The organism is Castellaniella defragrans (assembly GCF_014203015.1).
Lineage (GTDB): Bacteria > Pseudomonadota > Gammaproteobacteria > Burkholderiales > Burkholderiaceae_B > Castellaniella > Castellaniella defragrans.
In genome coordinates, this window is sequence record NZ_JACHIB010000003.1 from 44335 (window position 1) to 70112 (window position 25778).

Annotated in this window: 27 protein-coding genes, 2 pseudogenes and 1 riboswitch; of the genes and pseudogenes, 9 read left to right on the forward strand and 20 right to left on the reverse strand. The window is 66.6% G+C overall.

Annotation, left to right across the window (positions count from 1 at the left end):
• Positions 1-11: 11 nt before the first annotated feature.
• Entirely contained in the window at positions 12-1547 is a 1536-nt protein-coding gene (locus HNR28_RS02770) for an ISCR element clade Ia family transposase (RefSeq protein WP_409360323.1), read from the forward strand.
• A 254-nt stretch (positions 1548-1801) separates the two neighbouring features.
• Here the strand turns inward: HNR28_RS02770 and HNR28_RS02775 are convergent.
• The 18 genes and pseudogenes from HNR28_RS02775 to merR all read right to left on the reverse strand — a co-directional run.
• Positions 1802-2644, reverse strand: a pseudogene (locus HNR28_RS02775) (excinuclease ABC subunit A); the annotation flags it as partial.
• 25 nt (positions 2645-2669) lie between these two features.
• Complete coding sequence (locus HNR28_RS18885) at positions 2670-3293, reverse strand: DsbA family protein (protein WP_347341126.1); 624 nt, start codon at positions 3291-3293, stop codon at positions 2670-2672.
• Positions 3273-4739: pseudogene (nhaA, locus tag HNR28_RS02780) on the reverse strand (Na+/H+ antiporter NhaA); the annotation flags it as partial. The gene HNR28_RS18885 and the pseudogene nhaA, both read right to left, overlap by 21 nt.
• Positions 4740-4763: 24 nt before the next feature.
• Positions 4764-5513: a TIGR03747 family integrating conjugative element membrane protein gene (locus tag HNR28_RS02785; RefSeq protein WP_023121148.1), complete on the reverse strand. Its 750-nt coding sequence runs from the start codon at positions 5511-5513 to the stop codon at positions 4764-4766.
• The gene (gene traD / locus HNR28_RS02790; protein ID WP_151023712.1) at positions 5510-7666 is read right to left on the reverse strand and encodes a type IV conjugative transfer system coupling protein TraD; all 2157 of its coding nucleotides are present in this window, start codon (positions 7664-7666) and stop codon (positions 5510-5512) included. Before traD ends, HNR28_RS02785 begins: the two co-directional genes overlap by 4 nt.
• An 8-nt stretch (positions 7667-7674) precedes the next feature.
• Complete coding sequence (locus HNR28_RS02795) at positions 7675-8208, reverse strand: integrating conjugative element protein (RefSeq protein WP_151023711.1); 534 nt, start codon at positions 8206-8208, stop codon at positions 7675-7677.
• Positions 8205-8825: a lysozyme family protein gene (locus HNR28_RS02800; RefSeq protein ID WP_151023710.1), complete on the reverse strand. Its 621-nt coding sequence runs from the start codon at positions 8823-8825 to the stop codon at positions 8205-8207. The genes HNR28_RS02795 and HNR28_RS02800 overlap by 4 nt, the downstream gene beginning before the upstream one ends.
• A complete protein-coding gene (locus HNR28_RS02805; RefSeq protein WP_151023709.1) occupies positions 8810-9538 on the reverse strand; it encodes a TIGR03759 family integrating conjugative element protein in 729 nt (242 codons plus the stop codon). Before HNR28_RS02805 ends, HNR28_RS02800 begins: the two co-directional genes overlap by 16 nt.
• A gap of 9 nt (positions 9539-9547) precedes the next feature.
• A complete protein-coding gene (locus tag HNR28_RS02810) occupies positions 9548-10195 on the reverse strand; it encodes a GPO family capsid scaffolding protein (RefSeq protein ID WP_151023708.1) in 648 nt (215 codons plus the stop codon).
• Positions 10192-10761, reverse strand: coding sequence for a PFGI-1 class ICE element type IV pilus protein PilL2 (pilL2, locus tag HNR28_RS02815; protein ID WP_170288401.1), 570 nt, complete (start codon positions 10759-10761; stop codon positions 10192-10194). Before pilL2 ends, HNR28_RS02810 begins: the two co-directional genes overlap by 4 nt.
• 198 nt (positions 10762-10959) lie before the next feature.
• Positions 10960-13233, reverse strand: a complete 2274-nt coding sequence (locus tag HNR28_RS02820) for a helicase-related protein (RefSeq protein ID WP_170288400.1) — start codon at positions 13231-13233, stop codon at positions 10960-10962.
• A gap of 99 nt (positions 13234-13332) precedes the next feature.
• Positions 13333-13638: a hypothetical protein gene (locus HNR28_RS02825; protein ID WP_043496636.1), complete on the reverse strand. Its 306-nt coding sequence runs from the start codon at positions 13636-13638 to the stop codon at positions 13333-13335.
• Between the two features lie 102 nt (positions 13639-13740).
• Positions 13741-14850 (reverse strand): DUF6094 domain-containing protein, encoded by a 1110-nt coding sequence (locus HNR28_RS02830; RefSeq protein WP_151023705.1) that lies wholly within the window; start codon positions 14848-14850, stop codon positions 13741-13743.
• A gap of 65 nt (positions 14851-14915) precedes the next feature.
• Positions 14916-15566, reverse strand: a complete 651-nt coding sequence (locus tag HNR28_RS02835) for a hypothetical protein (RefSeq protein ID WP_151023704.1) — start codon at positions 15564-15566, stop codon at positions 14916-14918.
• Between the two features lie 84 nt (positions 15567-15650).
• Entirely contained in the window at positions 15651-16016 is a 366-nt protein-coding gene (locus tag HNR28_RS02840) for a hypothetical protein (RefSeq protein WP_151023703.1), read from the reverse strand.
• An 89-nt stretch (positions 16017-16105) separates the two neighbouring features.
• Positions 16106-16717 carry a DUF3275 family protein gene (locus HNR28_RS02845; protein WP_003294141.1) on the reverse strand — a complete coding sequence of 204 codons (612 nt, stop codon included), beginning with the start codon at positions 16715-16717 and terminating at the stop codon, positions 16106-16108.
• 55 nt (positions 16718-16772) lie between these two features.
• A complete protein-coding gene (locus tag HNR28_RS02850; protein WP_004255052.1) occupies positions 16773-17324 on the reverse strand; it encodes an STY4534 family ICE replication protein in 552 nt (183 codons plus the stop codon).
• Between the two features lie 460 nt (positions 17325-17784).
• Positions 17785-18192 carry an Hg(II)-responsive transcriptional regulator gene (gene merR, locus HNR28_RS02855; protein ID WP_151023702.1) on the reverse strand — a complete coding sequence of 136 codons (408 nt, stop codon included), beginning with the start codon at positions 18190-18192 and terminating at the stop codon, positions 17785-17787.
• A 72-nt stretch (positions 18193-18264) separates the two neighbouring features.
• Here merR and merT point away from each other — a divergent pair, with 72 nt between their 5' ends.
• The 8 genes from merT (at position 18265) to HNR28_RS02895 (ending at position 24280) form a co-directional block, all read left to right on the forward strand.
• The gene (gene merT / locus HNR28_RS02860) at positions 18265-18615 is read left to right on the forward strand and encodes a mercuric ion transporter MerT (RefSeq protein WP_151023701.1); all 351 of its coding nucleotides are present in this window, start codon (positions 18265-18267) and stop codon (positions 18613-18615) included.
• 12 nt (positions 18616-18627) lie between these two features.
• Entirely contained in the window at positions 18628-18906 is a 279-nt protein-coding gene (merP, locus tag HNR28_RS02865) for a mercury resistance system periplasmic binding protein MerP (protein WP_151023700.1), read from the forward strand.
• Positions 18907-18916: 10 nt separating this feature from the next.
• The gene (gene merA / locus HNR28_RS02870) at positions 18917-20605 is read left to right on the forward strand and encodes a mercury(II) reductase (protein WP_151023699.1); all 1689 of its coding nucleotides are present in this window, start codon (positions 18917-18919) and stop codon (positions 20603-20605) included.
• A 180-nt stretch (positions 20606-20785) separates the two neighbouring features.
• Positions 20786-20851, forward strand: a riboswitch (Fluoride riboswitch).
• Positions 20852-20917: 66 nt separating this feature from the next.
• A complete protein-coding gene (gene crcB, locus HNR28_RS02875) occupies positions 20918-21301 on the forward strand; it encodes a fluoride efflux transporter CrcB (RefSeq protein WP_151023698.1) in 384 nt (127 codons plus the stop codon).
• A gap of 10 nt (positions 21302-21311) precedes the next feature.
• Complete coding sequence (locus HNR28_RS02880; RefSeq protein WP_151023697.1) at positions 21312-21629, forward strand: DUF190 domain-containing protein; 318 nt, start codon at positions 21312-21314, stop codon at positions 21627-21629.
• Between the two features lie 41 nt (positions 21630-21670).
• On the forward strand, positions 21671-22867 hold the full coding sequence (locus HNR28_RS02885) for an MFS transporter (RefSeq protein ID WP_211369265.1): 1197 nt from the start codon (positions 21671-21673) through the stop codon (positions 22865-22867).
• The gene (locus HNR28_RS02890) at positions 22867-23868 is read left to right on the forward strand and encodes an arsenic resistance protein (RefSeq protein WP_151023695.1); all 1002 of its coding nucleotides are present in this window, start codon (positions 22867-22869) and stop codon (positions 23866-23868) included. Before HNR28_RS02885 ends, HNR28_RS02890 begins: the two co-directional genes overlap by 1 nt.
• A gap of 49 nt (positions 23869-23917) precedes the next feature.
• A complete protein-coding gene (locus HNR28_RS02895) occupies positions 23918-24280 on the forward strand; it encodes a winged helix-turn-helix domain-containing protein (RefSeq protein ID WP_151023694.1) in 363 nt (120 codons plus the stop codon).
• 86 nt (positions 24281-24366) lie between these two features.
• On the opposite strand, the gene HNR28_RS18265 is transcribed toward HNR28_RS02895, so the two are convergent.
• Positions 24367-24507, reverse strand: coding sequence for a hypothetical protein (locus tag HNR28_RS18265; protein WP_244978167.1), 141 nt, complete (start codon positions 24505-24507; stop codon positions 24367-24369).
• A gap of 250 nt (positions 24508-24757) precedes the next feature.
• A complete protein-coding gene (locus HNR28_RS02905; RefSeq protein WP_151023693.1) occupies positions 24758-25555 on the reverse strand; it encodes a GTPase in 798 nt (265 codons plus the stop codon).
• Positions 25556-25778: the final 223 nt, after the last annotated feature.

Below are 25778 nucleotides of genomic sequence, written 5' to 3' on the forward strand. Positions count from 1 at the left end.
CGGAGTGTTTCGTGCCGCGCTTCGCCGCGACCGTGTCGCAGCTGCAGGATGCCGTGGCGCACGCAACGTCGCCGGCAGCGCATCTGCCCACGGCTCGCTATGCGCCTCACCGTCCCGAGCGCACGCTGCTGTATTCGCTGGTGCAGGCGCATTGGCCGGACTTTCTCGCGCGCCGTGAGGTAGAAGACCGCCCGCTGCCCGAGTATGTGCGCGAGGAGTTCGAGACCTACCTGCGCTGCGGCGTGCTCGAGCACGGCTTCCTGCGCGTGGTCTGCGAGCACTGTCGTGCCGAGAGGCTGGCGTATTCCTGCAAGAAGCGCGGGCTGTGCCCGAGCTGCGGCGCGCGGCGCATGGCCGAGTCGGCGCGGCATCTGGTGGACGAGGTGTTCGGCCCGCGGCCGGTGCGGCAATGGGTGCTGAGTTTCCCCTACCCGTTGCGCTTCCTGTTCGCCGGCAAACCGGATGCCATCGGGCCGGTGCTGGGTATCGTGCATCGTGTGATCGCCAGCTGGTTAGCCGATCAAGCTGGCGTCGACCGCGCCAGCGCGCAATGCGGCGCGGTGACGCTGATCCAGCGCTTCGGCAGCGCGCTGAACCTGAATGTTCACTTCCACATGCTGTGGCTCGACGGCGTGTACGACGCGAACGTCGAGCCCCCGCGGCGCAAGCCGCGCCTGCGCCGCGCCCATGCCCCCACCTCTGCGCAACTGACGCAGCTCGCCAACACCATCGCGCATCGCGTGTGCCGGCACCTGTCGCGCCGCGGCTGGCTCGAAGGCGAAGACGAATCCGTGTTCCTGTCCGACAGCGCGGGTAGCGACGACGGCATGGATGGGCTGCGGATGAGTTCGATGACCTACCGCATCGCCACCGGCCGCGACGCTGGCCGCAAGGTCGTCACGCTGCAAACGCTGCCCGGTGCCGGTTCGCTGGAGGGCGAAGCCGGCAAGGTCGGCGGCTTCTCACTGCATGCCGGCGTGGCGGCCGAAGCACACGAAAGCCACAAGCTCGAAAAGCTGTGCCGCTACATCACGCGCCCGGCGATCAGCGAGCAGCGGCTGTCGATCTCACCGCAGGGCAGGGTGCGGTATCAGCTCAAGACGCCGTGGCGAAATGGGACCACGCATGTCGAATGGGATGCGGTGGACTTTATCGCCAAGCTGGCGGCACTGGTCCCGCCACCTCGCGCGCATCTCACCCGCTTCCACGGCGTATTCGCCCCGAATGCAAACCTGCGTGCGCAGCTGACGCCCTCGGGGCGCGGCAGGCGGCCTGCGGGCGATGCGGCGCCGGTTGACGCAAGCGCCCACGACGAGCCGCGCAGCCCCGAGCAGAAGCGCCGTGCGATGAGCTGGGCGCAACGGCTCAAGCGGGTCTTTTCCATCGACGTCACCACCTGCGCCCACTGCGGCGGCGCGGTACGGATCGTCGCCAGCATCGAGGAACCCACCGCCATCCGCGCCATCCTCGCCCACTTCGAGAAGCACGGCGCGCTGGAGCAAGCGCACTACCGGCCCGCAGCGCGCGCGCCGCCGCCGGCCGCGTGACGAGGTGCCGGCCACACAGCCGGCAGCCAAGCCAGAGTCCGATCCGATGCGGCCACGACCCCGCAGGGCTGCGCTCGGCCCTGTGCCGGGATTCGGTGAGAAATGGCTACGCACTGAGCCGCTGCGTGGCCCCGCGATGTCGAAAACCCACGCATGAACCCCCGATCTGTGCCCGATCTGTGCCCAAAGCGGCGCTTGCGTGGCCGCTTCCTACCCGCCAGACTCGCCAAAAAGGGCGGTTGAACTTCCTATACGACGCGCTTTCTCATCAACGCGCTCTGGGTGTTGGCAAAGGTGTGCAGCACGTAGCGCCTGGCGCCGGTGAAGGTGCCCATGTAGCTCGGCTCCATCTTGCGCTTGAGCGCGGCGCGGGTTTCGGCGGGCGTGAAGCCGGCGTACACCGGCACCGTCGGTGTTTCCTCGGTGAACAGAATCCAGTCGCGATCCTTCTTCGGCAGGTCCTTCCACGGTCGGTCAACGTCGTAGCCCATGCTGACCAGGATGTCGCGCAGGTTCTGGCCTTGCCAGGCGGGGGGCCAGGAGGCGATCGCCCGCTCGCGGATGCTCAGGGAGGGATTGGGCACCATGATGGCCTCAGTCACCTCGTACACATGGCCCAGGCCGTGGCAGGTCGGGCACGCTCCCTGCGGCGTGTTGGGCGAAAAATCCTCGGCGTACAGCATGGGCTGGTTGGCTGGGTAGGCGCCGGCGCGCGAATACATCATCCGCACCAGGCTGGACAAGGTGGTCACACTGCCCACAGAGGAACGCGCGTTGCTGGAGCCCCGCTGCTGTTGCAGCGCCACCGCCGGCGGCAGGCCGTCGATCGCATCGACGTCCGGCACGCCGGCCTGGTCGATCAGTCGCCGCGCATAGGGGGCCACCGACTCGAAGTAGCGCCGCTGGGCCTCGGCATAGATGGTGCCGAAGGCCAGCGAGGACTTCCCGGAGCCGGAGACGCCGGAGAACACCACCAGCGCATTGCGCGGGATGGAGACGTCCACCTCCTTGAGGTTGTTCTCGCGCGCGCCACGCACCTGCACGAGGCCGCTGGCCGCAGCGGTACAAGAGGATTCACCGAAAGAATTGTTTGCCATGTTCTTATCCTGTAGTTCGTCCCGCTCAGGACGGGACTTCCTGAGTTCGGATGCCGCGGCGGCTGGCTTCGAGCGCTGCGGTGACAGAGCGGGCGTCGTAGCTGCCGCGCAGGCGGCGACCCTCGACGAAGAACGTCGGCGTGGCGTGCGCACCGCTGGCGACCGCACTGGCGAGGTCGCGCTCGACACGCTCGATCACCGCAGGGCTGTCGAGATCGGCGATGAACCGATCGACGTCGAGCCCAAGCTCTGCGGCGTAGCCGATCAGATCCTCGCGCTCCAGCGCGTGCTGACGGGTGAACACGAAGTCCAGCCACGGCCAGAACATCCCCTGATTCGATGCCGCCTCGGACGCACGCGCGGCGATCGGCCCATGCGGGTGGTGCGGCAAGTGGCGCACCACATACCGCAGGTCGTCCCCGAAGTGGGCGCGCAGATCCTCCCAAGAACCGGTAGCGTGCGCACAGTACTCGCACTCGAAGTCCACGTACTCCACCAGCGTGAGCTGCGCGTCCTCTGGCCCGCGAATGTGATCGACCTCGGGATCGACCGGCGGCTCAAGCACCATCGGCAGATCGGCGTTCTCCTCACCCCACCTGCGAGCGGCAACCTTGAAGATGAGCCACCCGAGCAACGTGGCGAGCATCATCGACACGAGCACGCCGACCGTCGCCTGGCGGCCCAGGTCGGAGGTCGTGCCGAACGCGAGCCCGATGATGAGCAGCGACACGGTGAACCCGATCCCGGACAGTGCCGCACCACCGAACACGCTCCCCATTCCGACGCCCTCGGGCAGCCGGCCCAGGCCGAGACGGACGGCGACGAGCGTGGTGAGCCCGATGCCCAGGAGCTTGCCGAGCACGAGCCCCGCGATGACGCCCCAGGTCACGGGCGAGCCGAAGGCCTCAGCGAGCAGCCCACCACGCAGGTCCACCCCGGCGTTCGCCAAGGCGAACACCGGCACGATCAGCAGCGCTGTCGGCAGCCGCAGGAACTCGTGCAGCCGCTCGTTCACCGAGATACCCTGGGACAGCCCGCAGTCCACCGCGCGAGCCGATGCGGCACTCGGAGACTGCCAGAAGTCACGGAACAACTGTCTTGCCGCAACGACCCCGTGACGTTGCGTCGCATAGGCGGGGATCAGCAGCCCCGCGGCCATCCCGGCGAGGGAGGCATGGATGCCGGAATACACGGTTGCGAGCCACAGCACGATCACGATCAGCACATACGGCATTGCCCGCCACTGTCGGGTGCGCCCCAACAACCACAATCCAACGAGGCTGGCGAGGGCGATCAGCAACGGGACGATCCGGATCTCCTCGCTATAGACGATGCCGATGATGGACACTGCGAGGAAGTCATCGACCACGGTCAGGGTGAGCAGGAACACACGCAATTGACCGGACAGCCGCGGACCGACGATCGCCAAGGTGCCCAGCATGAACGCCGTATCGGTGCCGACCACCGCACCCCACCCGTGCAGGCCCTGACCTCCGGCCAGCCCCACGAGCAGGACGTACACCAGAGCGCGAAGCACAACACCCGCGACCCCCGCGATCAGGGCGAGACCGGCACGGCTGCGATCCCGGAGCGATCCGTGGGCGAACTCCTGACGCACCTCCAGGCCGATCAGGAAGAAGAAGACGACCATCAGGCCGTCGTTGACCTAGTGATGCAGGTCCATGTGCAGGCCCAGCGGCCCGAAGTCAAACCCGACGTCCAGGTGCCACAACTCGAAATAGGCATCGGATAGCGGCGAGTTCGCCCACGCCAGCGCCACGACCGTGACGATCACCAGCAGCACCGCAGCGCCAGACTCAGTGCGTAGATAGCGGGCAACTCGTCTCCGTCTGATATTCGCAGAGGATTCACCGAGAGAAGCGTCTGGCATGTTCTTGTCCTGTAGTTCGTGAGGTAGCAATGGGACGATTTCGGGGGGATGTCGGTCAAGCGTCCGGGCTTGGCGGCGTCGCGTCATCGAGCGAGCGCAGCCAAGTAATCCTTTCTCCCAGCCTTCGCTCGACGCCCCTGTCCGTTGGCTGGTACCAACCCGGCCGCGCCACGCCCTCGGGAAAATAGGTTTGCCCAGCAGCATAGCCGTTGGGCCATTCGCGCGTTCTTACAGGTACTTCTTGAACGTCGCCGCCGCAATGCACACCGCCACGCCGAGCAATGCGGCGCTGGGCAGCAGGATCAGCAGCGGGTTCACGCTGACCGGCAGTGCCAGGTAAGTCACCCACGGCAGCACGGCCAGCGGGATCAGGCTGGCCCTGGCGCGGTGATAGATGAACCCCGATTCGCGGCCCGCACCGAAGCGGCGGATGTCCCGGCGCACGAGGCCGTCCACCAGCCCGACGAAGGCGGCCATCAGGAACAGCGGCAGGGTCAGGCACAGCACCAGTAGCCGGACGAGGAAGACCAGCGTCGTGTAGGCCGCCGCGATCAGGTAGCGCTCCAGGTTCACGGAGACCAAGCCGATGTAGTAGCGGAAATCCTTGGTCGGGCGATGGCTGCCGGCGGCGGCCTGCGCCGAGGCGTCGCGTATCCAGTCCAGCAGGCCGCTCTTCACGAACAGCCAGTCGTAGCCCTGCTCGACCAGCCGGTGCGCGGTGCGGCCCGGCTCCTGCACCAACGCGCTGCGGGTGAAGTGAGTGGAGAGCTGATCCAGCTCGTAGTGCAGCATGCCCTGCGCGTGGCGCCAGCCCTGATCGGGCCAGAAGAAGTGCATGCCGACGCACGCGATCAGGATGCACAGCAGCAGCGCGCCGGACAGCACACCGAAGAAGCGGAACGGCAGCGTGACCAAGCTGGCGATCAGGCCTTGCTGTCGTTGCTGCTGGCGCTGGGCCGCGACGGCCGGATCGCTCATGCTTCGGCCTCTTCCGCGGCGGCCATCTGCTTGAAGTCGTCCAGCAGGTCGTCGGGCAGCGCCTTGTCCTGCAGGCCGGGGATGCCTTGGTTCTCCCACCAGTCTCCTGCCTCGACATAGTGCTGCCGCATGTAGCCGGCCAGCTCCTGCAGATCCTTCGGCATGGCTTCGTCGGGGTCGGGTGCCGGCAGCGGCATGCGGACTTTCCAGAGGTTGCCGCCCTCGGTCAGCGCGAAGCACTGCCCCTTGGGCAGCGCCACCACATGCGCCGGCTCGATCAACGGCACGCTGTTGCTGCTGATGCGGTCCTGGGTGTTGGACGTGAACGCGGTATTGCCGTGCGGATCGGAGCTGTCGGTGGCGCCGCTCATCAGCGCCGTGGCGTACACCTCGACCTGGGGCAGTTGTCGCGTCAGCAGCTCGGCGGTGGCGGTCTCGCGCACGCGCAGCATGAACAGGTTGTTGAAGTTGCCGACCACCTGGCCGGCCTTGGCACGGTTGCCGATGCGCGCCTCGATGTCGCTCAAGGTCTGCGTGTAGGCCGTCACCTGCACGCCGGCACCGCCGCCCTTGTTGACCATCGGAATGAACTCGTCGCCCATGAGTTCATTGAATTCGTCGGCATGGACGTTGATCGGAATCTTGGCGCTCACCGCGGCGCCGGGCAGCCCGTCGTCGACGCCGAACTTGTAGATGTGGCCGGCCACCGAGACCAGGTCGCTGAACATCGAGTTGCCCACCGCCGCCGCGACTTCGGCGTCGGACAGCGCATCCAGCCCCACGTAGACCACCGCGCGTTTGCGGATGACCTGCATCCAGTCGAAGATCGGCCGCGGGTCGGACAGGTCGGAATAGTTCGGTGCGAGCAGTTGCGCGATCTTGCCGGTGGTGAGCTTCTCCAGCAGCGGCAGCAGCGAAGCGACGATCTTGTCGAAGTACGTCCGGTCGTAGCGCACGGCGCTGCGCAGACCGTCGAGCACGGGGTCATAGACGCGCACTTGGGACAGGTACTGTTCGAGGGCCACCACGCGCTTCTCGCGCCCGATCATGTTGCGCGGGATGTTCTTCTCGTTCAGCTTCGCTTCGAGCTGGACGATGACCTCCCAGGCCTTCGGCTCGTTCTTTGCGAAGTAGTGCTGGGCGTACTCGATGAACAGCGCGTCGATGTTGATGACGTGGCGCTGGATCAGCAGGTAGTCCGGCCGCTGCCCCAGCTCGACCAGGGCGCGGGCGATGATGTTGACGAAGCGCCAGGCGAATTCGCGGAACGCGGCGCTGTTGCCTTCGCCCGAGAGCTGTCCGGCGATGCGCGTGGCCACCTCGGATATCCGCCCGAACCGGCCCACGGCGTTGTAGCGCGCCGAGATGTCGGGCCAACCCAGATGGAAGACGTAGAACTCGCCTTCGCGCCCGGCGCGCTTGGCCTCGACGTACATGCGCTTCAACAGGTCCGCATCGCCCTTGGGGTCGAAGACGATCACCACCTCGTGCTCGCCGCGGACCTTGCGGCGGATGTCCTGGGTGATGAACAGCTCGGCCAGCCGCGTCTTGCCCACGCGCGTGGTGCCCAGCACCAGGCTGTGGCCGACGCGCTCGCCCAGCGGCAGGGTGACGTCGACCTCGTGCGGCTCGATGCCATGCAGGCGCGGCAGTCCGCCGACCGGCGGCAGCGGCCGCGCGGGGTTGAGCGGGCTGTCCCAGGCCAGCGCGCGCGCCAGCGTCGAGATGGGAAACGGTGCGAACTCAAGCCGCTCCTCCAGCCGCCGGGCGGCCCGGTAGATCGCCGTCGGCTCGACGTAGCGGCGGAACTCCGGCCGGTAGGTCTGCATCAGCCGGTGCGTGTGCCGCTGCTCCCAGCGAAAGCCCCGGCCGACGAACAGCCGTTGCTGACTCACCGGCACGTCGCGGCTGGTCATCACGTAGCGCGGCAGGCGGCGGATGTTGCGGCGATAGCGCAGGATCGCCCAGGCATCGCGCAGGCGAATCGCGCCGAAGGTCAGGAAGGCCAGCGCCGAGCCCAGGCCGAGCAGCGGATTCAGCGCGAGCGACCACGGTGCCACCAGGCACAGAATCGCGGCGCCGGTGCAGACCGCCACGGTATGAAGCTCCACCGCTGGCCGCAGCAGCACCTCGACCGCATGCGGTTGGGCCATTTGCGCACCTACTGCTCGACGCCGGTGGACGTGATGAGCACCGGGTAGTGGCGCAGGCCCAGGCGCTGGGCCAGGTCGTCGCCGGAGGCCGGCGAGAGGGTCAGGCCAGGAGCGAGTCTGCGCAGCGCCGTCAGCGCGGCCATCGAGTCCACGTTGACCACCAGGCCCACGGCCTGCAGCTCGCGCAGCGCCGCCTGCCGCTGCCGCAGCCAGGCGCGCGAACGCTCGTCGTCGCCGATCAGGAACAGCGCCGTCAGGCCCGGCGCCCGGATGACGCGGCGCTGCACGTCGCCCGGCGACAGCTGCGTCGAGCGCACCGGCAGCATGGCGGCTTCGGCGTCGGCCGCGTTGCCCGCGTGAGGGACCGGCATCGGGGCCGGCGGTGTGGCCTGATCCGACGGGGGACTCAGCGGCCGGTAGTACGGCAGCGCGGAGGCGCCGCCGCGGTCTTCGACGACGATCAGCGGCGCGGAGGCGGTCTGGGCGAAGACGGAAGTCGTGGACAGCAGCCCGATGGCGGCGATGAGAACGATGTGGTTCATGGCGTGGTGACCTGAAGGGTTGAAACGGGAACGCCGGGGTCGAGCACGCGGGTCAGGTGCCGATGCACACTGCGCCGGTAGCGCGCCGCAGGTGCCCCGCCGGCGGGCCGGTGGTAGCGGCCGATGGCAAGCAGCCAGTCCTCGCCCGGCGTGTGCTGTTCGCGCAGGATTTCCGCAGCGATGGCGAGGTTGCGGTACGGGTCCAGCAGCTCGCAGGGCTGCGTGTAGCGATGTGTGTGGTAGCCGAGATTGACCTGGCCGAGGCCGGCGTCGATGCGATTGGCCGGCGTGCGGGCGAGCGCCCGGCGCAGCCCCGCGCAGGCCTCGGCGCGGGTGGCGTAGCGCTGCGGCGTGCCGGCGACGTTGAGCGTCCACGGCCAGGGGATCAGGCGCCCGCGCAGCATGGCGCCGCTCTCCTGCAAGGCCACCGCATACAGCACCATCGCCGGCACGTCTGCACGATGCGCCGCCAGTTGATAGGCCGGCGGCGGCACTTCCCGCGCCAGAGCGGCCAACGCCCAGCTGCCGGTGGCGAGCAGCAGCACGGCGCTGGCGCAGCGGACGGCGATGCGGGATGGCCGACGCTCCCGGCCCGGAGTACCTATTGCCGCTGCCATTGGCCGTTCACCTCGCGCACCACGGCCGGCAGCTCGCCGGGCAGGCCGAGCGACAGCCAGCGCCCCGCATCGTGGTTGAGCGTGATGGTGCGGGCGCGCACCCTTGCCGGGTCGATGCCCGCCTGGGTGGCCCACTGCCGGATGCGCGCGTCGTCCTGACGGCTGCCGACCATGTAGAGATCGAAGGCCGTGCCGGCCGCCTGCAACTGCTGCACGCGCTGCGCGCACGGTGCGCAGTCGCCCTTGACGAAGACCGCCAGGCGCCCGGAGCCGGTGTTGCCGGCACCCTGCGCCTTGGCGCCGGGCAGGCTCACGCGCGGCTGGCCGGGAAACAGGCGCTGCCACGCCGCGTCGTAGGCCCGCTGGTAGGCCAGCGTCTTGCCGACGCGCCGGGCCTCGGCCTGCACCTGCAACTCCGCGTAGCGCCTGCGCTCCTCCTCGCTGCGGGCCTCGATGCCCAGCGCCGTGAGCGGATCGAGCTGGGGCGAATAGGCCCCGAGCGGCCCCTGCATCAGTTGCCGGTAACGCGCCCACTCCTCGGAGCGAAGCCCCCATTCCCGCGCCTGCCTCTCGTCGAGCGCGGCATCAGTGCCCGGCTGCACCTGGGCGGGCACCATGCGCGAGTTCGTCACCGGGGCCGGCTGGGCGGATGCGCCGAAGGCGGCGAAAGCGGCGAAAAGGACGACGGCAGCGAGCAACGACCGCAGGTTCATGGCGACCTCCTACGGCACCGCAACGCGCTGCGTCTGGCCGTTCACCTGGAACACGCCCGCCTGCGCCTCGATGGACTGCAGTTGCCAGCCGCCTTCGGCGTCGCCCTCGCGCAGCAGCCGGGCGCCCGCGAGCGAGGCCGCGGCGGTGGAGGTGATCGACAGAAAGCGCTCGCCTCCCCGCAGCTCCACGCCGAGCACCCGGAACGGCGGCTCCGGCACCTTGGGCTTCGTCACAACCGGCGCGCGCGGGCGAGCGGCGGATGCCACCTGCCGGGTTTTCTCCAGGCGGGTTTCGATTGCGTTCACGCGCGCCAGCAGCGTCTGCAGGTCGACGGCCAAGGCCCTCGCCTCATCGGCCTCTTCGAGGCGCGTCATCCGTTCGTCCAGCGCCTGCCGCGCGTTGGCGAATTCGGCCTGGCTGATCGGCACCGGCCGGCGCTTGTCCGCATTGGCCTGGTGTTCGAGATCGGCCACGCGCAGGCCCAGCGCCTTGACCTGCGCATCCTGTGCGCTGCTCTGGGTCTGTTCGGCGAGCCGAGACAGGCCGACGCTGTTGATGAGTGCCACGGCACTGATGAGCAGCAGCCAGAAGGCCGCGGCGATCTTGAGCCAGCGCGTGCGGGAATTGCGCTCGGATGGCGCCTGGGGAAAGGTCATGGCTGCATCTCCTCGGGCCGGTCGGCGTCCGGCACGGGCGTGGCGGTGCCGGGCGGGTTGGCGGAAAGGAAGGTGGGAGTACCGTGCCGGCTGAAGCAGACCTGGCGGGTCAAGTCATCGACCGACAGCTCCCAGGCGGGGCCGGCAAGGGTCAGCAATGCATCGCGCAGCATCAGCGGGCCCAGGCGCAGGTGTGCGGCAGGCAGCGGCAGCGCGTAGAGGGTGGCGGCCTCAGCCGCATCGCAGAGCCGATAGCCGGAGCGCAGCAAGACGTGGCGCATGGCATCGCCCACGCTGGCATCGAGCATGGGCGGAATCGAGACCTCCACCGCCTGTTGCAAGAGATCACGCTGCGCAGGTTCCGACACCAGCTCGACCAGGGTGTAGCGGCCGTAGCGGGCCACCGGAACGAAACCCGGCTCCGGCGCGACGGCGGTTGGCGATGCGGCCGGCACCGCTGGCGCAGACGGCGCAGCGGTCGTGGCGCAGCCGGCGGCCAACAGGCTGCCGGCCAGCAAGCCAGCGACGAGGGCCAGGCGGTGAACAGCGCGGATGGATGGTTGCATGGAGGGCGCTTCCCTGGAACACGGAGCGCTCACCATCGCCGCCGCTTGGCCTGCGGGCAGCAAACAAAACGCACTGGCGCCCGCCCGAATACATGGCGGGGCGGCGCCATGGACTGCCATACGCCCAAGAAAAACGGCCCCGAAGGGCCGTGGAAAGAAGCCGGCGACCCCGAGGGGCCGCCGGCATGGGCACATGGATCAGACCGTGACAAGCTGCCGCGCCAGTGCGACCTCGACGGAATCACCATCCTGGTTCAGAACATCCAGGCCCGACTCGGGTACGTCTCCCGACGTGCTCTGCGACACCATGATCTTCCGGGCCATCAACCCCAGGCAGGTCATCTGCGAGGAGTTGGCGTAGCCGAGGTAGATCACGCGCACCGGCTGCTTCTGGCCGATGCGCCATGAGCGCCGGGCGGCCTGCTGCAACGAATACACGTTGTAGCCGGACTGGAGGAACACGATGGTCGGGAACTCCAGCAAGTCCAGGCCGGTTTTCACCAGCTCGGGATTGGTGATGAGCACGTCGATGCCGCGGTCCAACTGCTCGGCGATCCAGTCTTCGCGGCGGGAGGCATCCACGCTCGCGCGCAGTACCGCCACCTTGAAGCCTTCCTGCTCCAGCAGCACCTTCAAACGCGACGTGGTGTCGCGCGTGCCGGTGTAGACCGAATAGACCAGGGTCTTGCGCCCTTCTGCCTTCTCCTGCTTGCAGATCTCGATCAGCTCGCGTTCCTTGGGCATCACCTCCAGCTCGTTGAACTGAGCCGGAACGAACGCCAAGGTGTTGCGCGTGCGCGGATGCACCACGGTTTCCGACCGGAAGCAGCAGTCCGGCCAGGCCAGCAGCACGTTGAGGACTACACCGAGCAGCGTCGTGTCGCGCTTCGCCAGGGCCTGCTTCAGCTCCTGGGTCAGGCGACCCGCCAGATCGCGGTAGGCCGCGGCTTGCGCCGTGTCCATCGCGACTTCGCGGAACTCCTCGTCGTAGGGCGGCAGCACGTTGCCACCGATGTCCTTCAACTTGAGGAAGACCGTGAACGGCAGGACGCAACGCAGTACGCCCTTGGGACCGAAACCCGGCGCCTTGACCGTGCGCACCGATACCTTGGTGCCCTTGGCCGTCTTGTGCGCCGTGCCGGTGCTCTCGGAGTAGATGTCCTTCAAGACACCGTGATCGCGCATGAACGCCATCGCGGCCGAGGTCATGCTGCCGCTCTTCGTCGGCCGGTAGCCGTCTTCGATCATCCGCCCCGGCAGGGCTCGGAACAGCAGGTGGAACAGGTCGTCGCCGTAGCCGCCCATCAGCGTGCCGGTGAGCAATAGCGTCTTGCGCGCCTTGGCCGCCAACACCCCCATGGCCTGGCCCTGTGCGGAGCCGCCGTTCTTGTACTCGTGCGCCTCGTCGGCGATGAGCAGGTCGAACGTGCCTTGGGGAAGCTGCCTCTTGATGAACTCGGACGGCTGGTAGCCGCCCTCGCCGAAGCCGAACTCCATGTTGGCCATCGCGCGTTCCATCCGGTGGGCTTGCCGGTCCGAGAAGACCAGCTCGCCGTTGCCATCCATCAGGTTGATGAACTCGTGGATGTTGTCCCCGAGCATCGACGCGAGGAAGGCGTCACCGAACTTCTGCATCAGCTTCTGCGCGGTGACTTCGCCAATGGTTGGAATGCGCTTCAGTGCCTTGAGCACGGTCGAGGACTGGTCGCTGGCGGACAGGCCTCTCGGACGGATCAACGACCACAGCGGTGCACGGCAGTGGCTGCACTTGCGGCGGGACTCCTCGGCTTCGAGCGCGACCGGGTTGATCGGCTCGCCGTCGAGGTCGGTGATGACATGCCCGCAATCCGGGCAGGCCCCCACGTCGCCGTGAGGCGTGCGCCGCCGAACGAAGACAGGCTTCCAGTGGAACCCCATCCGCATCCGCACGCGGCCCAGGACGAAGAACTCCTGGCCCTGGGCCGGCACGCCCAACTGCTCGCGCAGTTTCAGCAGCTTGACCAGCGTGTCCGGGCCATTGAGCACCCAGACCTTGGCACCGGCCACCGTCTCCTGGATTTCGCGCCGCCACTTGTAGACCAAGTGGGGTGGCGAGAGCACCAGGGTGCGGCGGTAGCCCTCGGCGTTGAGCACGGCGGCCGTGGCGATGCCGACGGTCGTCTTGCCGCAACCCATCTCGCCATTGACGATCGCGGCGCGTTCGCCGCGGTCGATCAGTAGCTCGGTGACGGCATGGACCACATCGGCTTGCGCCGGGAACAGCTTGCGCTTGAGCGCGGCGAGGATCAGTTGCCGATGCACCCGCACCTGGCCGGTGTAGACCGGCGGATTGGCGCGGTTGAGTGAGTCGAGCAGTTCGTCGCCGAACTCGGACACGAAGTCCTGCAGGCTGAGTGTGAGGGGTGAAGCGGCCGCTTCGAGCAGGTCGCCCTGCACAGCGGTTTCGGGAACGGTTTCGAGATCGAGGGACATGGTGATGCTCCAAGGCAATGGGGCATGCACCTCCCCCTCGGGGCGGTGACATGCCCCTGGGTGGGAAGAAAGAAGCGGCGCGAGACCGCTGGATGCGGATCAGTATTCGCTGGGCAGCAGCAGTGTGGTGACGCTGCGATCCCATTCGGTGATGATCCAGAGCTTCAGGTCGCGCGTGACCTGGTAGGACGAGAACAGACGATCTTCGCCGGACTTCAGCGCGGCGTCGTTCTGCCGTCGATCGCTGTCGCTCAGGTCGCCCCAATCGCCATGAAGATGGCGGCGCAGGTACGGCGTGGGGTTGAGCCGGCCCTGTCGGACCAGCTCGTCGACGCCGGCGGTCATGACCACCTGCCCGGGCGAAAAGCGTGCTTGTGACGCGAGGTTGAGGACTGCGAGTGCCATGGTGGTTTCTCCTTCTGGAAGAAGGGGCCACGGCACCCCCATCGGGGCAACGTGACCCCGGTGGGTGGATGAAAGCGACGGCGAACCGTCAGGGAACAGCGATCAGCGGATGGTCAGCACTTCGCCCCACGTGGGCGAGCCCAGCGTCAAGTCCCATGCACGAATGACCGGCACGAACTTGTCGGTGAGGATGCGCGTCTCGGCCACGGAGCCGTCGTCGCGCTCGGTGTACTCCGTCTGGAGCGTCTTCTCCTTGTGGGTATCACCTTTGACGACGAGCACGCGCCCGGTCCTGGACTTCACCACGCCGGAGATCGCGCCTGCGGCCAAGGCCAGGGCGAGATGCCAGTGCGACAAGGCCCGCGCCGGTGGCCGCAGCGACTGCTGCGCGGCGCCCAGGTGCGTATCGAGCGCCGGCCAGAGTCCTTGCAGCCGGCCGACTTCATCGGCGAACTGCTCGGGCTCCATCGTCACGCGATAGAAGTGCTCCGGCTCGGCCGGGCTGGCAGGGACGGTGTACGGCAGGAACGGCCATTCGAGTGGCAGCTCCTCGGCTTCGGCGTCACCCTGTCCGATCTGCAGCAGCAGACCACGCATGACCTTGGCCGACTCCGACGCCTGGTCGCGCTGGCGAACCCGGCGGCCGAAGATCACTACCTGCTTGAACTGCGTTTCCACCGCACGGTAGATGCGCAGGTCGGCGAAATGGCGCGTCAGCCATCCGACCAGTTCGGCGTCGAGCACGTAGGACGGCACGATGAAGACCAGCACGCCGCTGTACTGCAGCAGCGGCAGCGCGCGCTGATAGAACAGCTTTTCCAGCCGCGCACGGCCCTGGCCCTGATAGCCGATGTTGCCGTTCACGTCCTTGCTCAGGTCGCCATACGGCGGGTTCAGCCACAGCAGCCCGAAGGACTGGCGCGAGATCAGCGTGTCCATCAGGTCACCGTGGATGCAGCGATCGACCAGTTGCCGCGCGTGGCGGGCACGCTCGGCGTCGTACTCGACGGCGAAGGCCTGGACCTGCTCGCGCCCGAGGGCGTGGGCGGCTTCGGCGATCGCCACGCCTTCGCCGGCGCAGGGATCGAGGATGGACATGGAGCCGGGAGACGGCGCCAGTGCGGACAAGGCCCGCTCCAGCGTCGGCTCGTCGGTGGGGAAGTAGCCGTTACGAATGAAATTGCGCGCCAGGCGCGGAAACATGAGTGCCATGGATTTCTCCTGGTGATGGATGAGGTAAGGCGGGCACGCGCGGCGCGCATGCCCGTGGGGATGGCTCACGCCACACGCCGAAGCGGTGCGTTCGCGGCCAGTTCGTACTGCGTGGCGCCAAGGGTGCCGTTGCGGATCAGGTCGCCCAACGCCTTCGTCAGCGCCGGGACATCGAGGGCCAGCCGATGGCCTTCCAGCGGCCCGAGGGCCAAGGGAAGACCGGTCAGCATCCGCCGTGTCTGCAACAGCTCCAGCACGGTGTCGCGCCAGTGGTCTAGCAGTGGCAGCGGGCAGGTGTCCTGCACCAGCGTCCACAGCCGGTCGAGCCGGTGAGCGGAATCCCTGGGCAGAAGCGCCAGCGCGCTGGCGTTGGCCTTGTCTGGCTTCACGCAGCGACGATCGAACAGCCACACATTCGTCAGCGAACCGAACAACGTGCGCCGGTAGGCGCGTGTGATGCGCTTTTCCAGATTCTCGACGTTGCCGACGAAGACCGGGATGGATGCGCCCTGCTCGGTGATGACGTGGAACTGATCCAGCCCCTGTTCATCCCGGACGAGGGTCAGGCGGGCGAGGAACTCCTGAACGGCGGTGTCGCGCGCCCAGATCGAGAGAAAGACGAGATTGCCCTGCGCGTCACCGACGCAACCGTCGGCCATGAGGTCGGGGCATTCGTCGATGCGGTACAGAGGTTTCGCGGAAGAAGGTGCAGGCATGGTGATGTCCTCTTGGAAATGAAGGAGCAACCACAGCCCGCGGGGCCATGCTCGCCCCGGTTGGGTGAAGGAAGATGCGTGCCGCTAGACAGCGCGGCCCGCGTGGAAGAGGTGAACCCGCTCGCGCCAGTCGGGGCTTTGCACTGGCGCCATGTCGAGATAGCGCAGCGGGCACGAGTAGTAGTACGGGTGCACGGACTCATCGAGGGACTTGTAGCCCCAATCGCCGCCCGAGCTTTCCAGCAGATGGCAGCCGATGTAGCAGACGGACTCACCGGCCGCGAGGCCCATGACGCCCGCCTGCCTGGCGGTGACGCGAACCACGGTCCACAGAACGTCGCCGTCCAGCGTGTGGTCGATGACTTCGCAGCAAGCGCGCTCGGATGCCTGCGGAGCGAGCAGCTCGCGGATCAACTGATCGCGCGTCTGACGAACGAAGGTCCAGCCCATGAGGGTCTCCTTGAAGAAAAGGCCGGAGCCCTCCCCGTCGGGGGAGAACCCCGGCGGGTGGCGGAATGCCGCGCAAGGCGGCGGATGGATCAGGCAGCTTTGAGGTGCCAGTCCTGGGACAACGGAGCGAACTCGTAGCCGAGCTTGTCGAGACGGTCGCGCTGCTGACGCAGCACACGACGATCCACGGTCGCATCGAGCTTCACGGTCTCGCCCAGGGGCCACAAGGCACCGAACAGCGCCGCGTCGTCTGCCTCGGCCGAGGCCGCAGCGGACACGGGAGCCGGTTCGCTGCCGAACGGCGTGGTATCGACCAGGGGATCGCGCGGACTGCGCGGCTTCGCCTTCGGCTTGGCCGGGGGCGTTGCCGGCACGGGCGCCTGCGCTTCCTCGTCGATCGGATCGACTTCCTGCGGACTCAGCCGGCGGGCTTCGTCGCGGCTTAGGGCGTCGATGTTGGACAGCGTCATCCCGCCCAGATGGGCGCGGATCTCGATGACCATGCGGCCGTTGGCGTTGTACGTGGAGGGGCGAATCTCGACGATGACGAAATCACCGTCGTACTTGCCCTCGCGGTACTGATCGAGCTCGGCGTTCTTCACGACGAACTCGCCGATCGAGGTCGCCAGGCGGCCGACGTTGAAGTCGCCGTTCCTGCCGTGGATGGTCTTGATGGCCAGTTGGCCGGGGATGGTGATCATGAAGGTCTCCTGCTGACGAAGAGAAGACAAGGCCCCGGGGATGGGGCCTTGCGGATCAGAACGACTCGGCAACGGCCAATGCGGGGGCATCGGCTGCGTCGTCGGCAGCATCGGCGACGGGCTCGGAAGGCTCCGGTGCCGAGGCTTGCTGCGCAGCGGGCGCGTCGGACGTCACAGGGACTTCCGGCTCCCGCTCGTCGGTCTCGGTCGGCTTGGGTTCGGCCTTGTAGACGAGCTTGCCGTCGACCTTGATCCAACTGACGAACAGCAGGCGGGCCTTGAGGCTCACCCCCTGCTCGCCGGCACGCTTGCCCTTGGAGTAGGTGAAGGTGTCGGTCCACAGGTCGCCCAGGCGGAAGCCGATCATCACCTTCTTCTCGGCGTCGACCGCCTGAATGCAGCGGCGCACCAGGTGCTGCGCTTCCGAACCCGATACGCGCGTGTCGAAACGCACGTACGAGACGTCATCGCTGGGACCGTTCAGAGCCGCGATGTCGCAGGCCAGGAACGCATCGCCTTTCTTGGGCTTCACTTCGCGGATGCGATTGAGATACCCGAGGCCGGTGATGTGCAGATCGAAGTAGGACTTTTCGGTGGAAGTGGTCATGGTGAATCTCCTGAGAACAATGAGGCGGAGACACACCCGACCCAGGCGGGGAAGGTGTGGAACCCCCGCGTGGGTTGATGGAACAGCTTGGTGGCATCGCCATCGAAAACCGATGGCCGTTCGCGCATGGATGCCGGTGCGAACTCGGGTGATCAACGCGGTCGGAACCGCGTCGCAGCCTTGAAGATCGTGGCTGCCTGGGCATGTCGCTGACGGACGTCAGCGGAACATGGCCGGAAGCGTGGCGCCGGGACGGCGCGCAGGCGAGCGGCAATCGGCACTCGCGGCTGTCCGCATTGGAGAGGCTCCCGGTCTCTCACAATCACCATAGAAGAAGGCGATCGGTTCTGGAGTGGCATCGAACAGGTCGCACCGGCCGGCCGCGAAGCGCGCCAACTCGGCGTAGCTGGGGGCAACTCTGGAAACGGAAAAATCTTGCGCCAAGGGCCGAAGGCGCCCTTCAGCAGCAGTGCAACGCTGCGATCAACGGGCATGAAACATTGCCGTGGTGCGCGTTGCACTCGGCCACCAGCTTCGACAGCGCCGCCTCCATCCGCTTGAGGTCCGCCAAGCGGGCGCGCACGTCGGCCAGGCGCAGGGCGGCCAATTCGGCCGCCTCGCTGCAATGCGTGCCGTCCTCCAGTTTCAAGAGCTGGCCGACTTCATCCAGACTGAAACCCAGGCGTTGAGCTGATTTCACGAACTTCACCCGCACCACATCCGCCTGCCCGTAGCGGCGGATGCTCCCATGGGGCCGTTCCGGCTGAGGCAGCAGTCCCTTGAGCTGATAGAAGCGGATCGTCTCGACGTTGACCCCGGCTGCCTTGGCGAAGGTGCCGATGGTCAGGCTATCCGGTTCGGTGTTCATCACGCTTGACTCCGTAGTTAACTACGGAAGTAACGTTACAGCATCAAGCGAAACCTCAAAAGGAGAAACCTCATGTCGGAACCGCAATCCGGGCGTGGTGCCTTGGCCGCCGGTGGCCTGGCCGCCATCCTTGCCTCGACCTGCTGCCTCGGCCCGCTGGTGCTGGTCGCGCTCGGCTTTTCCGGCGCCTGGATCGGCAACCTCACCGTGCTGGAACCGTACCGGCCGATCTTCATCGGTGCAGCGCTCGTCGCGCTGTTCTTCGCCTGGCGCCGCATCTTTCGGCCGGCCAACGCTTGCAAGCCGGGCGAGGTCTGCGCGATTCCGCAGGTTCGCACGACCTACAAGCTCATTTTCTGGATCGTGGCCGCCCTGGTGATGGTCGCGCTCGCCTTTCCCTACGTCCTTCCGCTGTTCTACTGACAGGAGATCATCATGAAGAAACTCGCCGCACTCGTGGCCCTGGCCGCCACTCTTGCCACGCCCGCCTGGGCCGCCGTCCAGACCATCACGCTGTCAGTGCCCGGCATGACCTGCGCCGCTTGCCCGATCACGGTCAAAAAGGCGCTTACCAAGGTCGAGGGCGTCAGCCAGGTCGATGTCAGTTTCGACCAGCGCGAAGCGGTCGTGACCTTCGACGACGCCAAGACCACCGTTCAAAAGCTGACCGAGGCCACCACCAACGCCGGCTATCCGTCCAGCATCAAGCAGTAAGGGCACTGTCATGACCGAAGCGATCACCATTCATATCGACGGCATGACCTGCACGTCGTGTGCCGATCACGTCCAGCAGGCTTTGAAAAACGTGCCCGGCGTGCGCTCGGCCTCGGTGTCCTATGCGCAGCGGCAGGCCGAAATCGAGGCGGATGCGGGCGTGAGCGTGGCCCCGCTGGTTGCCGCAGTGGCCACGCTCGGCTTCCGCGCACGGCTTGGCGACACGCCGAACAAGCCCGCCGGCCTGCTGAACAAGGCGCTGGGCTGGCTCGGTGGCGAAACGAAGCATGAAGGCGGCGAGCCAGCGCTGCACGTGGCCGTGATCGGCAGCGGCGGCGCGGCAATGGCGGCGGCATTGAAGGCCGTGGAGCTTGGGGCGCGCGTCACGCTGATCGAGCGAGGCACCCTCGGCGGCACCTGCGTCAATATCGGCTGTGTGCCCTCCAAGATCATGATCCGCGCGGCCCACATCGCCCACTTACGCCGCGAAAGCCCGTTCGATGGTGGCATGCCGCCCGCCTCGCCGACAATCGTGCGCGAGCGACTGCTGGCCCAGCAGCAGGCGCGCGTCGATGAACTGCGTCACGCCAAGTACGAGGGCATCCTGGACGGCAATCCGGCCATAACCGTTCTGCACGGTGAAGCGCGTTTCAAGGATGGTCGCACCCTCGGCGTGCGGCTGGTTGAGGGCGGCGAGCGCGAAATCGCCTTCGACCGCTGCCTGATCGCCACAGGCGCGAGCCCGGCGATTCCGCCGACTCCCGGCCTGAAGGACACGCCCTACTGGACTTCGACCGAAGCCCTGGCGAGCGACACGATCCCTGAGCGGCTGGCCGTCATCGGCTCGTCGGTGGTGGCGGTCGAACTGGCGCAGGCCTTCGCCAGGCTGGGCAGTCAGGTCATGATCCTGGCGCGCAGCACGCTGTTCTTCCGCGAAGACCCGGCCATCGGCGAGGCCGTCACGGCCGCGTTCCGTGTCGAGGGCATCGAGGTGCTGGACCACACCCAAGCCAGCCAAGTCACCTACGCGAACGGGGAATTCGTGCTCGCCACCGGGCACGGGGAAGTGCGCGCCGACAAACTGCTGGTCGCCACCGGGCGCGCACCGAACACCCGCAGCCTGAACCTCAAAGCGGCGGGCATCGAGGTCAACGCGCAAGGGGCCATCGTCATCGACCGCGCCATGCGCACCAGCGCGCCGCACATCTATGCGGCCGGCGACTGCACCGACCAACCGCAGTTCGTCTATGTAGCTGCGGCCGCGGGCACCCGTGCGGCGATCAACATGACGGGCGGTGACGCAGCTCTGAACCTGACCGCGATGCCGGCGGTGGTGTTCACCGATCCGCAGGTGGCGACCGTCGGATACAGCGAGGCGGAAGCGCACCACGACGGCATCGAAACCGACAGCCGGCTGCTGACACTCGACAACGTGCCGCGTGCGCTCGCCAACTTCGACACGCGCGGCTTCATCAAGCTGGTCGCCGAGGCCGGCTCGGGGCGGCTGATCGGCGTACAGGCGGTGGCCCCGGAAGCAGGCGAACTGATCCAGACGGCCGCGCTGGCGATCCGCCATCGGATGACGGTGCAGGAGCTGGCCGAGCAGCTGTTCCCGTATCTCACGATGGTTGAGGGGCTGAAGCTCGCGGCGCAGACCTTCAGCAAGGATGTGAAGCAACTGTCCTGCTGTGCAGGGTAGGTTCGATCATGGAACACTGGATCGCCGCAGCGAACTTCGCGTTGTTGGGCGTGGCGACCTTGCTTGGCGCAGGTTCCTGGCTCGGTTTCTGAGTCCATGATCAGCGCCGCCGAAGCTGAGGGGCGCCGATCATCACTTGGGAAATGGCCATTACCAGTAAAAGCAGCTCTCGCTTAAAATGATCAATCTGGAGATGGCATTCCTCCAATAACCGCTGCTGTGTGCGCTGATGATGCCTACGCAAAAGTCCTGGCAAGGGCGCGTAGGCTGTCGTGCGCCTGTCCGGACAAAACCAACAAGAGGACAGGAACGATGCTGAATTCCATTTTTGCCATCAGCCTGGGTGCATCCGTGGGCGCTGTCACACGGTGGATGCTGGGCATGTCGCTCAACGCGATCTTCCCAACCATCCCGCCTGGAACACTTGCCGCCAACTTGATTGGTGGTTACCTGATCGGCGTGGCTCTGGCTATTTTCGCCAACAATCCTGGTATCGCCCCTGAGTGGCGACTACTTGTCATTACCGGCTTCCTTGGCGGCATGACGACTTTTTCGACGTTCTCGGCGGAAGTCGCCACGTTGATTCAGCAAGGACGCCTGGTATGGGCGACGGCGGCCATCAGCATTCATGTCGTCGGCTCACTCGTGATGACTCTTATGGGCCTGGCGTCCGTGGCCCTACTGAAGCGCATTTGAGGAGGCGAAGATGCAAGGTTTTCAATTGACGTTTTTCACCCAACAGGATCGCCGCCATGGCGGTCTACCTCTGGGTGAATGGTTGCTGCAGGAAGCACGTAGCCTCGGCGTGGCGGGTGCGACATTGATCGCAGCGACGGAAGGATTCGGTCATGACCGTAAGCTGCACTCGGCACATTTTTTTGACCTCGCAGATCAGCCCATCGAGATTATGATGGCCCTCAGCCAGGAGGATACGGATCGCCTGTTTGAGAAGCTGCGCGAAGAGAGGATCGACATTTTCTACATCAAGACCCCGATCGAGTTCGGCATGACTGGGGAGGATTGATGTCAGAGCCAGCTACGTCACCAGCTGTACCCAAGGGTTGGATGAACCGCACCGTCGCCGGTGCTGCGATCACCAGTGCGCTCGGTGACTTCTGCTATGAAACCACCACCGTGATCCTGCCCGGCTTTCTGGCCGTACTCGGCATTCCGGCGGCCGCGCTGGGGCTCATCGAGGGCATCGCCGATGCGGTGGCGAGCTTCACCAAGATGGTCTCGGGCTACATCGCGGACAAACTGGGCCATCGCAAGCTGCTGGTCCTGGCGGGCTACGGCCTGACGCCGCTAGGCCAGGCGCTGATCGCGCTGGCGGTCGGCTGGCCGCTGATCCTGCTCGGACGCATGGTGTCCTGGTTCGGCAAAGGACTGCGTGGCCCGCTGCGCGACGCCATCGTCATCCAGGCCGTCAGCCCCGAAACGCGTGGGCGGGCGTTCGGCTTCCATCGCGCGGCGGACACCGTCGGCGCCGTGCTCGGCCCGCTGCTCGGGGTGACCTTGCTGGGGCTGGCGCAGGGCTGGCACTGGAGTGACGACGCCGGCCCGTTCCGCTTCGTGCTGTGGCTGTCGCTCATTCCCGGCGTGCTGGCGGTGATCGCCTTCCTCACGTTGGTGCAGGACCCGCAGCATTCACCCAATCCGGCACTGAAGTTCTTCGGTTCGCTGCGCGGGCTGCCTTCCCGGTTCAAACGCTACCTCGGCGCGGTCGGTCTGTTCGGGGTCGGCGACTTCTCCCATGCGCTCTTGATCCTGGCCGCCACCACGCTGCTGACGCCCAGCATGGGCGTGGTGCAGGCGGCGCAGCTGGCAGGACTCTTGTACGTGTGGCGCAACGTCGTGCAGGTGGCCGCGTCTTGGCCGGTGGGCTGGCTCGCCGACCGTGTGGGTCATCTGCCAGTGTTGGTGGCGGGCTACTCACTGGGTATCACCACGGCGGCGCTGACAGCGTTGGCCTTTTGGTGGGACATCGACAGCGTGCCGTTGCTGGCGGGGATCTTCCTCATCGCCGGTCTGTATGTCGCGGTACAAGAGGCACTGGAATCCACCGTCACCGCTGAGATGGTGCAGGCTGACACCATGACCATGAGCATCGGGGCGCTGGGCACGGTTAACGGCGCGGCCAAATTCCTCTCCAGCGCCAGCGTTGGCGTGGTGTGGACAGCGGTCTCGCCGGTGCTGGCCTTTGCGCTGGTCGCAGGCTTCATGCTGGCGGGCACATTCGCCCTGCTGCGGGTACGCGCCTGATGGATCGCCTGAGCCTGGAGCGCCGCCAGGTCTGGATCTACCTGGCTGCCATCGTCGGCGGGCTGGTGCTGGGCAGTGTGGCGCCCGGCATCGGGCCGCGCTTCGAGGCCCTGCTGTGGCCGGTGCTGGCGGCGCTGCTCTACACCACCTTCGTGCAGGTGCCGCTGCTGCATGTGCGCGACGCCTTCCGCGATGGCCGCTTCGTCCTCGCGATCCTGCTCGGCAACTTCGTGTTCATCCCGCTGCTCGTGTGGCTGGCGCTGCAATTTCTGCCAGACGACCCGGCCCTGCGACTGGGCGTGCTGCTGGTCTTGCTGGTGCCCTGCACCGACTGGTTCATCACCTTCACCCAGCTCGGGCGCGGCAGCACCGCGCGAGCGATCGCCGTGACGCCGCTCAACCTGCTGCTGCAACTGCTGCTCTTGCCGGCCTACTTGTGGCTGATGCTGCCGGCGGCCGATTTCAGCGCTGCACTCAAGACTGAAGAAATGTTGCCCGCCGCGCTGGTGCTGATCGGATTGCCCCTTGTGGCTGCCGTACTGACCGAGCGTTGGATCGAGGCCCGACCAGAACGGACGGTCTGGCGCGAGCGCCTTGGCTGGTGGCCGGTCCCGCTGCTGGCAGTGGTCGTGTTTCTGATCGCCGGTGCGCAGGTCGGCACGGTGCTTGATGCAGGGCCCGTGCTGCTGACGGTGCTGCCGGTGTTCGTTGGGTTCCTGTTGGTGGCGGCACTGCTGGCACGCAGCCTTTCGCACTGGCTGCGACTGCCGCTGGATGCCGGGCGCACACTGGCCTTCAGTCTCGGCACCCGCAACTCATTCGTGGTGCTGCCCTTCGCGCTGGCGCTACCTGCCGGCTGGGAGACGACGGTGGTGGTGATCGTGTTCCAGTCGCTGGTCGAGTTATTCGGAATGGTGTTCTACCTGTGGTGGCTGCCGCGACATCTATTCATTTTGCCTGGGGATGAGACTGCGATCAGTCGCAGGATTCCCAAGCAATGATCGTTATGGCCAGAACGCTCGCACATCAATTTCCGCTATCTTCTCGCGCATGACTTCGAAACTTGGAAAGCCTCGCGCCATTCTGGTCCGCCCCCGCGTATACATCGGGGACTCCATCGCCCTCGGCCCCGGCAAGATCGACCTGCTGCGCCAGGTCGGTGATACGCGCTCCATTGCAGCCGCTGCGCGTGCACTCGGGGTGCCTTACAAGCGCGCCTGGCTGCTGATCGATTCCCTGAATCAAGGCTTCGGCCAACTCGTTGTCGCAACGGCGACAGGTGGCAAGGGCGGTGGTGGCGCATCCCTGACCACGCTCGGGCAGGAGCTGGTGGCCGCCTACGACGCCCTGGAAAAGCGCCTCAACGCCGAGGCCGCGCCGGAACTGGAAGCACTGCGCAAGCTGGCCGACTAGCGCAACAGGTCGGCGGTCTTGCTGCCGAACAGTAGGCTGCGCAGTGGCGAGTGGCCGAACGCACCCATGATGAGCATGTCGATGGACTACTCCTTCACGGTTTTGGCAATGATGGTTTCCGCATCGCCGGGAATCAGCGAGGCGGTCACAGCGAAGCCTGCCGCCTCCAAGGTGGTCTTGGCCCAGTCAAACTGCGTGGCGGCATCCTGGCTTTCCTTGCCCGACATCAGCAGATGGATCGGCAGGCCTCAGAACAGTGGGCTACTGGCGACCATCTCGCCCCCGTCTGGTGACGGTTCCACCATCGAAGGCGATCATCACGCGCTGCGGTTCCTTGAAGCCATCCGTCACGGATTCGCCACCGCTTCGGCGAGCACGGGCCGCAGCTCCGTGCCTTTGAATCGAACAGTCATGGGTGTGATCTCCAGGGAGGCAGGAAGAGGCTTCCCGCCGCGAGGGCGGGAAGCTGTTGGGCGGTCAGTGCCGGACAGCCTTGCGGCCCGACAGGCACTGCACGCGGATGCGCCTCCAGCGCCCGTCGTCGATCAGCCGTTCCAGCGTCTCGCCGAGGGTGTCGAAGAACACCTCATCGACCCGTTCGACCAGCTCGCCGTCGCGGTGCAGCTCCACCGCGTAGAGGTCGAGGCCACGCTCATACAGCACGGTGACGCGACCCTGGAACTTCATCGTGGCGACGGTGAAGCCGATGGCCGGTGGCGTGCGGATGATGTCGGCGGGCAGCGGATCGACCCAGGTGATGTCCCGCGCACCGGCATCCACCAGCAGGTGGGTGATGCGCCGGAAACCATCGGGAGCGGGCAACTGCTCCAGTTGGTCGATCAGTTCCTGCAGCTCGGGGCAGCGCGGTTCGGGGATCGGCAACTTCGCCGGTGCGGAACCGAGCACGAACCGCTTCACCGTGTAGGGCTGGCCGTCGGCGGTGAACTCGGTCTGCTCCTCGGGCGTGTCCGCCCGCTGACCGTCGAAGCGGCGTCTGACATAGGGTTCGACCTGCACCTTGGCGCCCTCGTCGGGCACTTCGGTCACGAGCGTGCGATCGAGCACCGCGAACTCGGCTCGTCCCGTCTTGACGACGATGGCCTCGTCGGTGGTGGCGATGACCTTGCCCTCGAAAGGCTTCGGGTCGATGTGAAAGCCCAGCGTCGAAACCTTGGGCTGGCCGTCGAAGATGTTGAATTTGAACGAACGGACGTTGGAAGGCACATGACCGACAACGAGCGTCGGCATCTGTGCGCGGATGGCTTGGGTATCCATGGGGAGACTCCTTGTGGCAACCAAGGGACTCCCGCCCGCAAGGGAGGTCTGTCCCTTGAGGGTGAGGTGGATGGACGCGGGTGCGCCCGGAGAACGAAGCAACCAGCACGGCGAACCGCGCCGCAGTCTTGAAGGTCTCGACTGCCTGGGCATGCTGCCGGCAACGCCAGCGAACATGCGGCCAGCGTGCGGCACATGGCGGCGACCGTCCGTTGGGAATCGG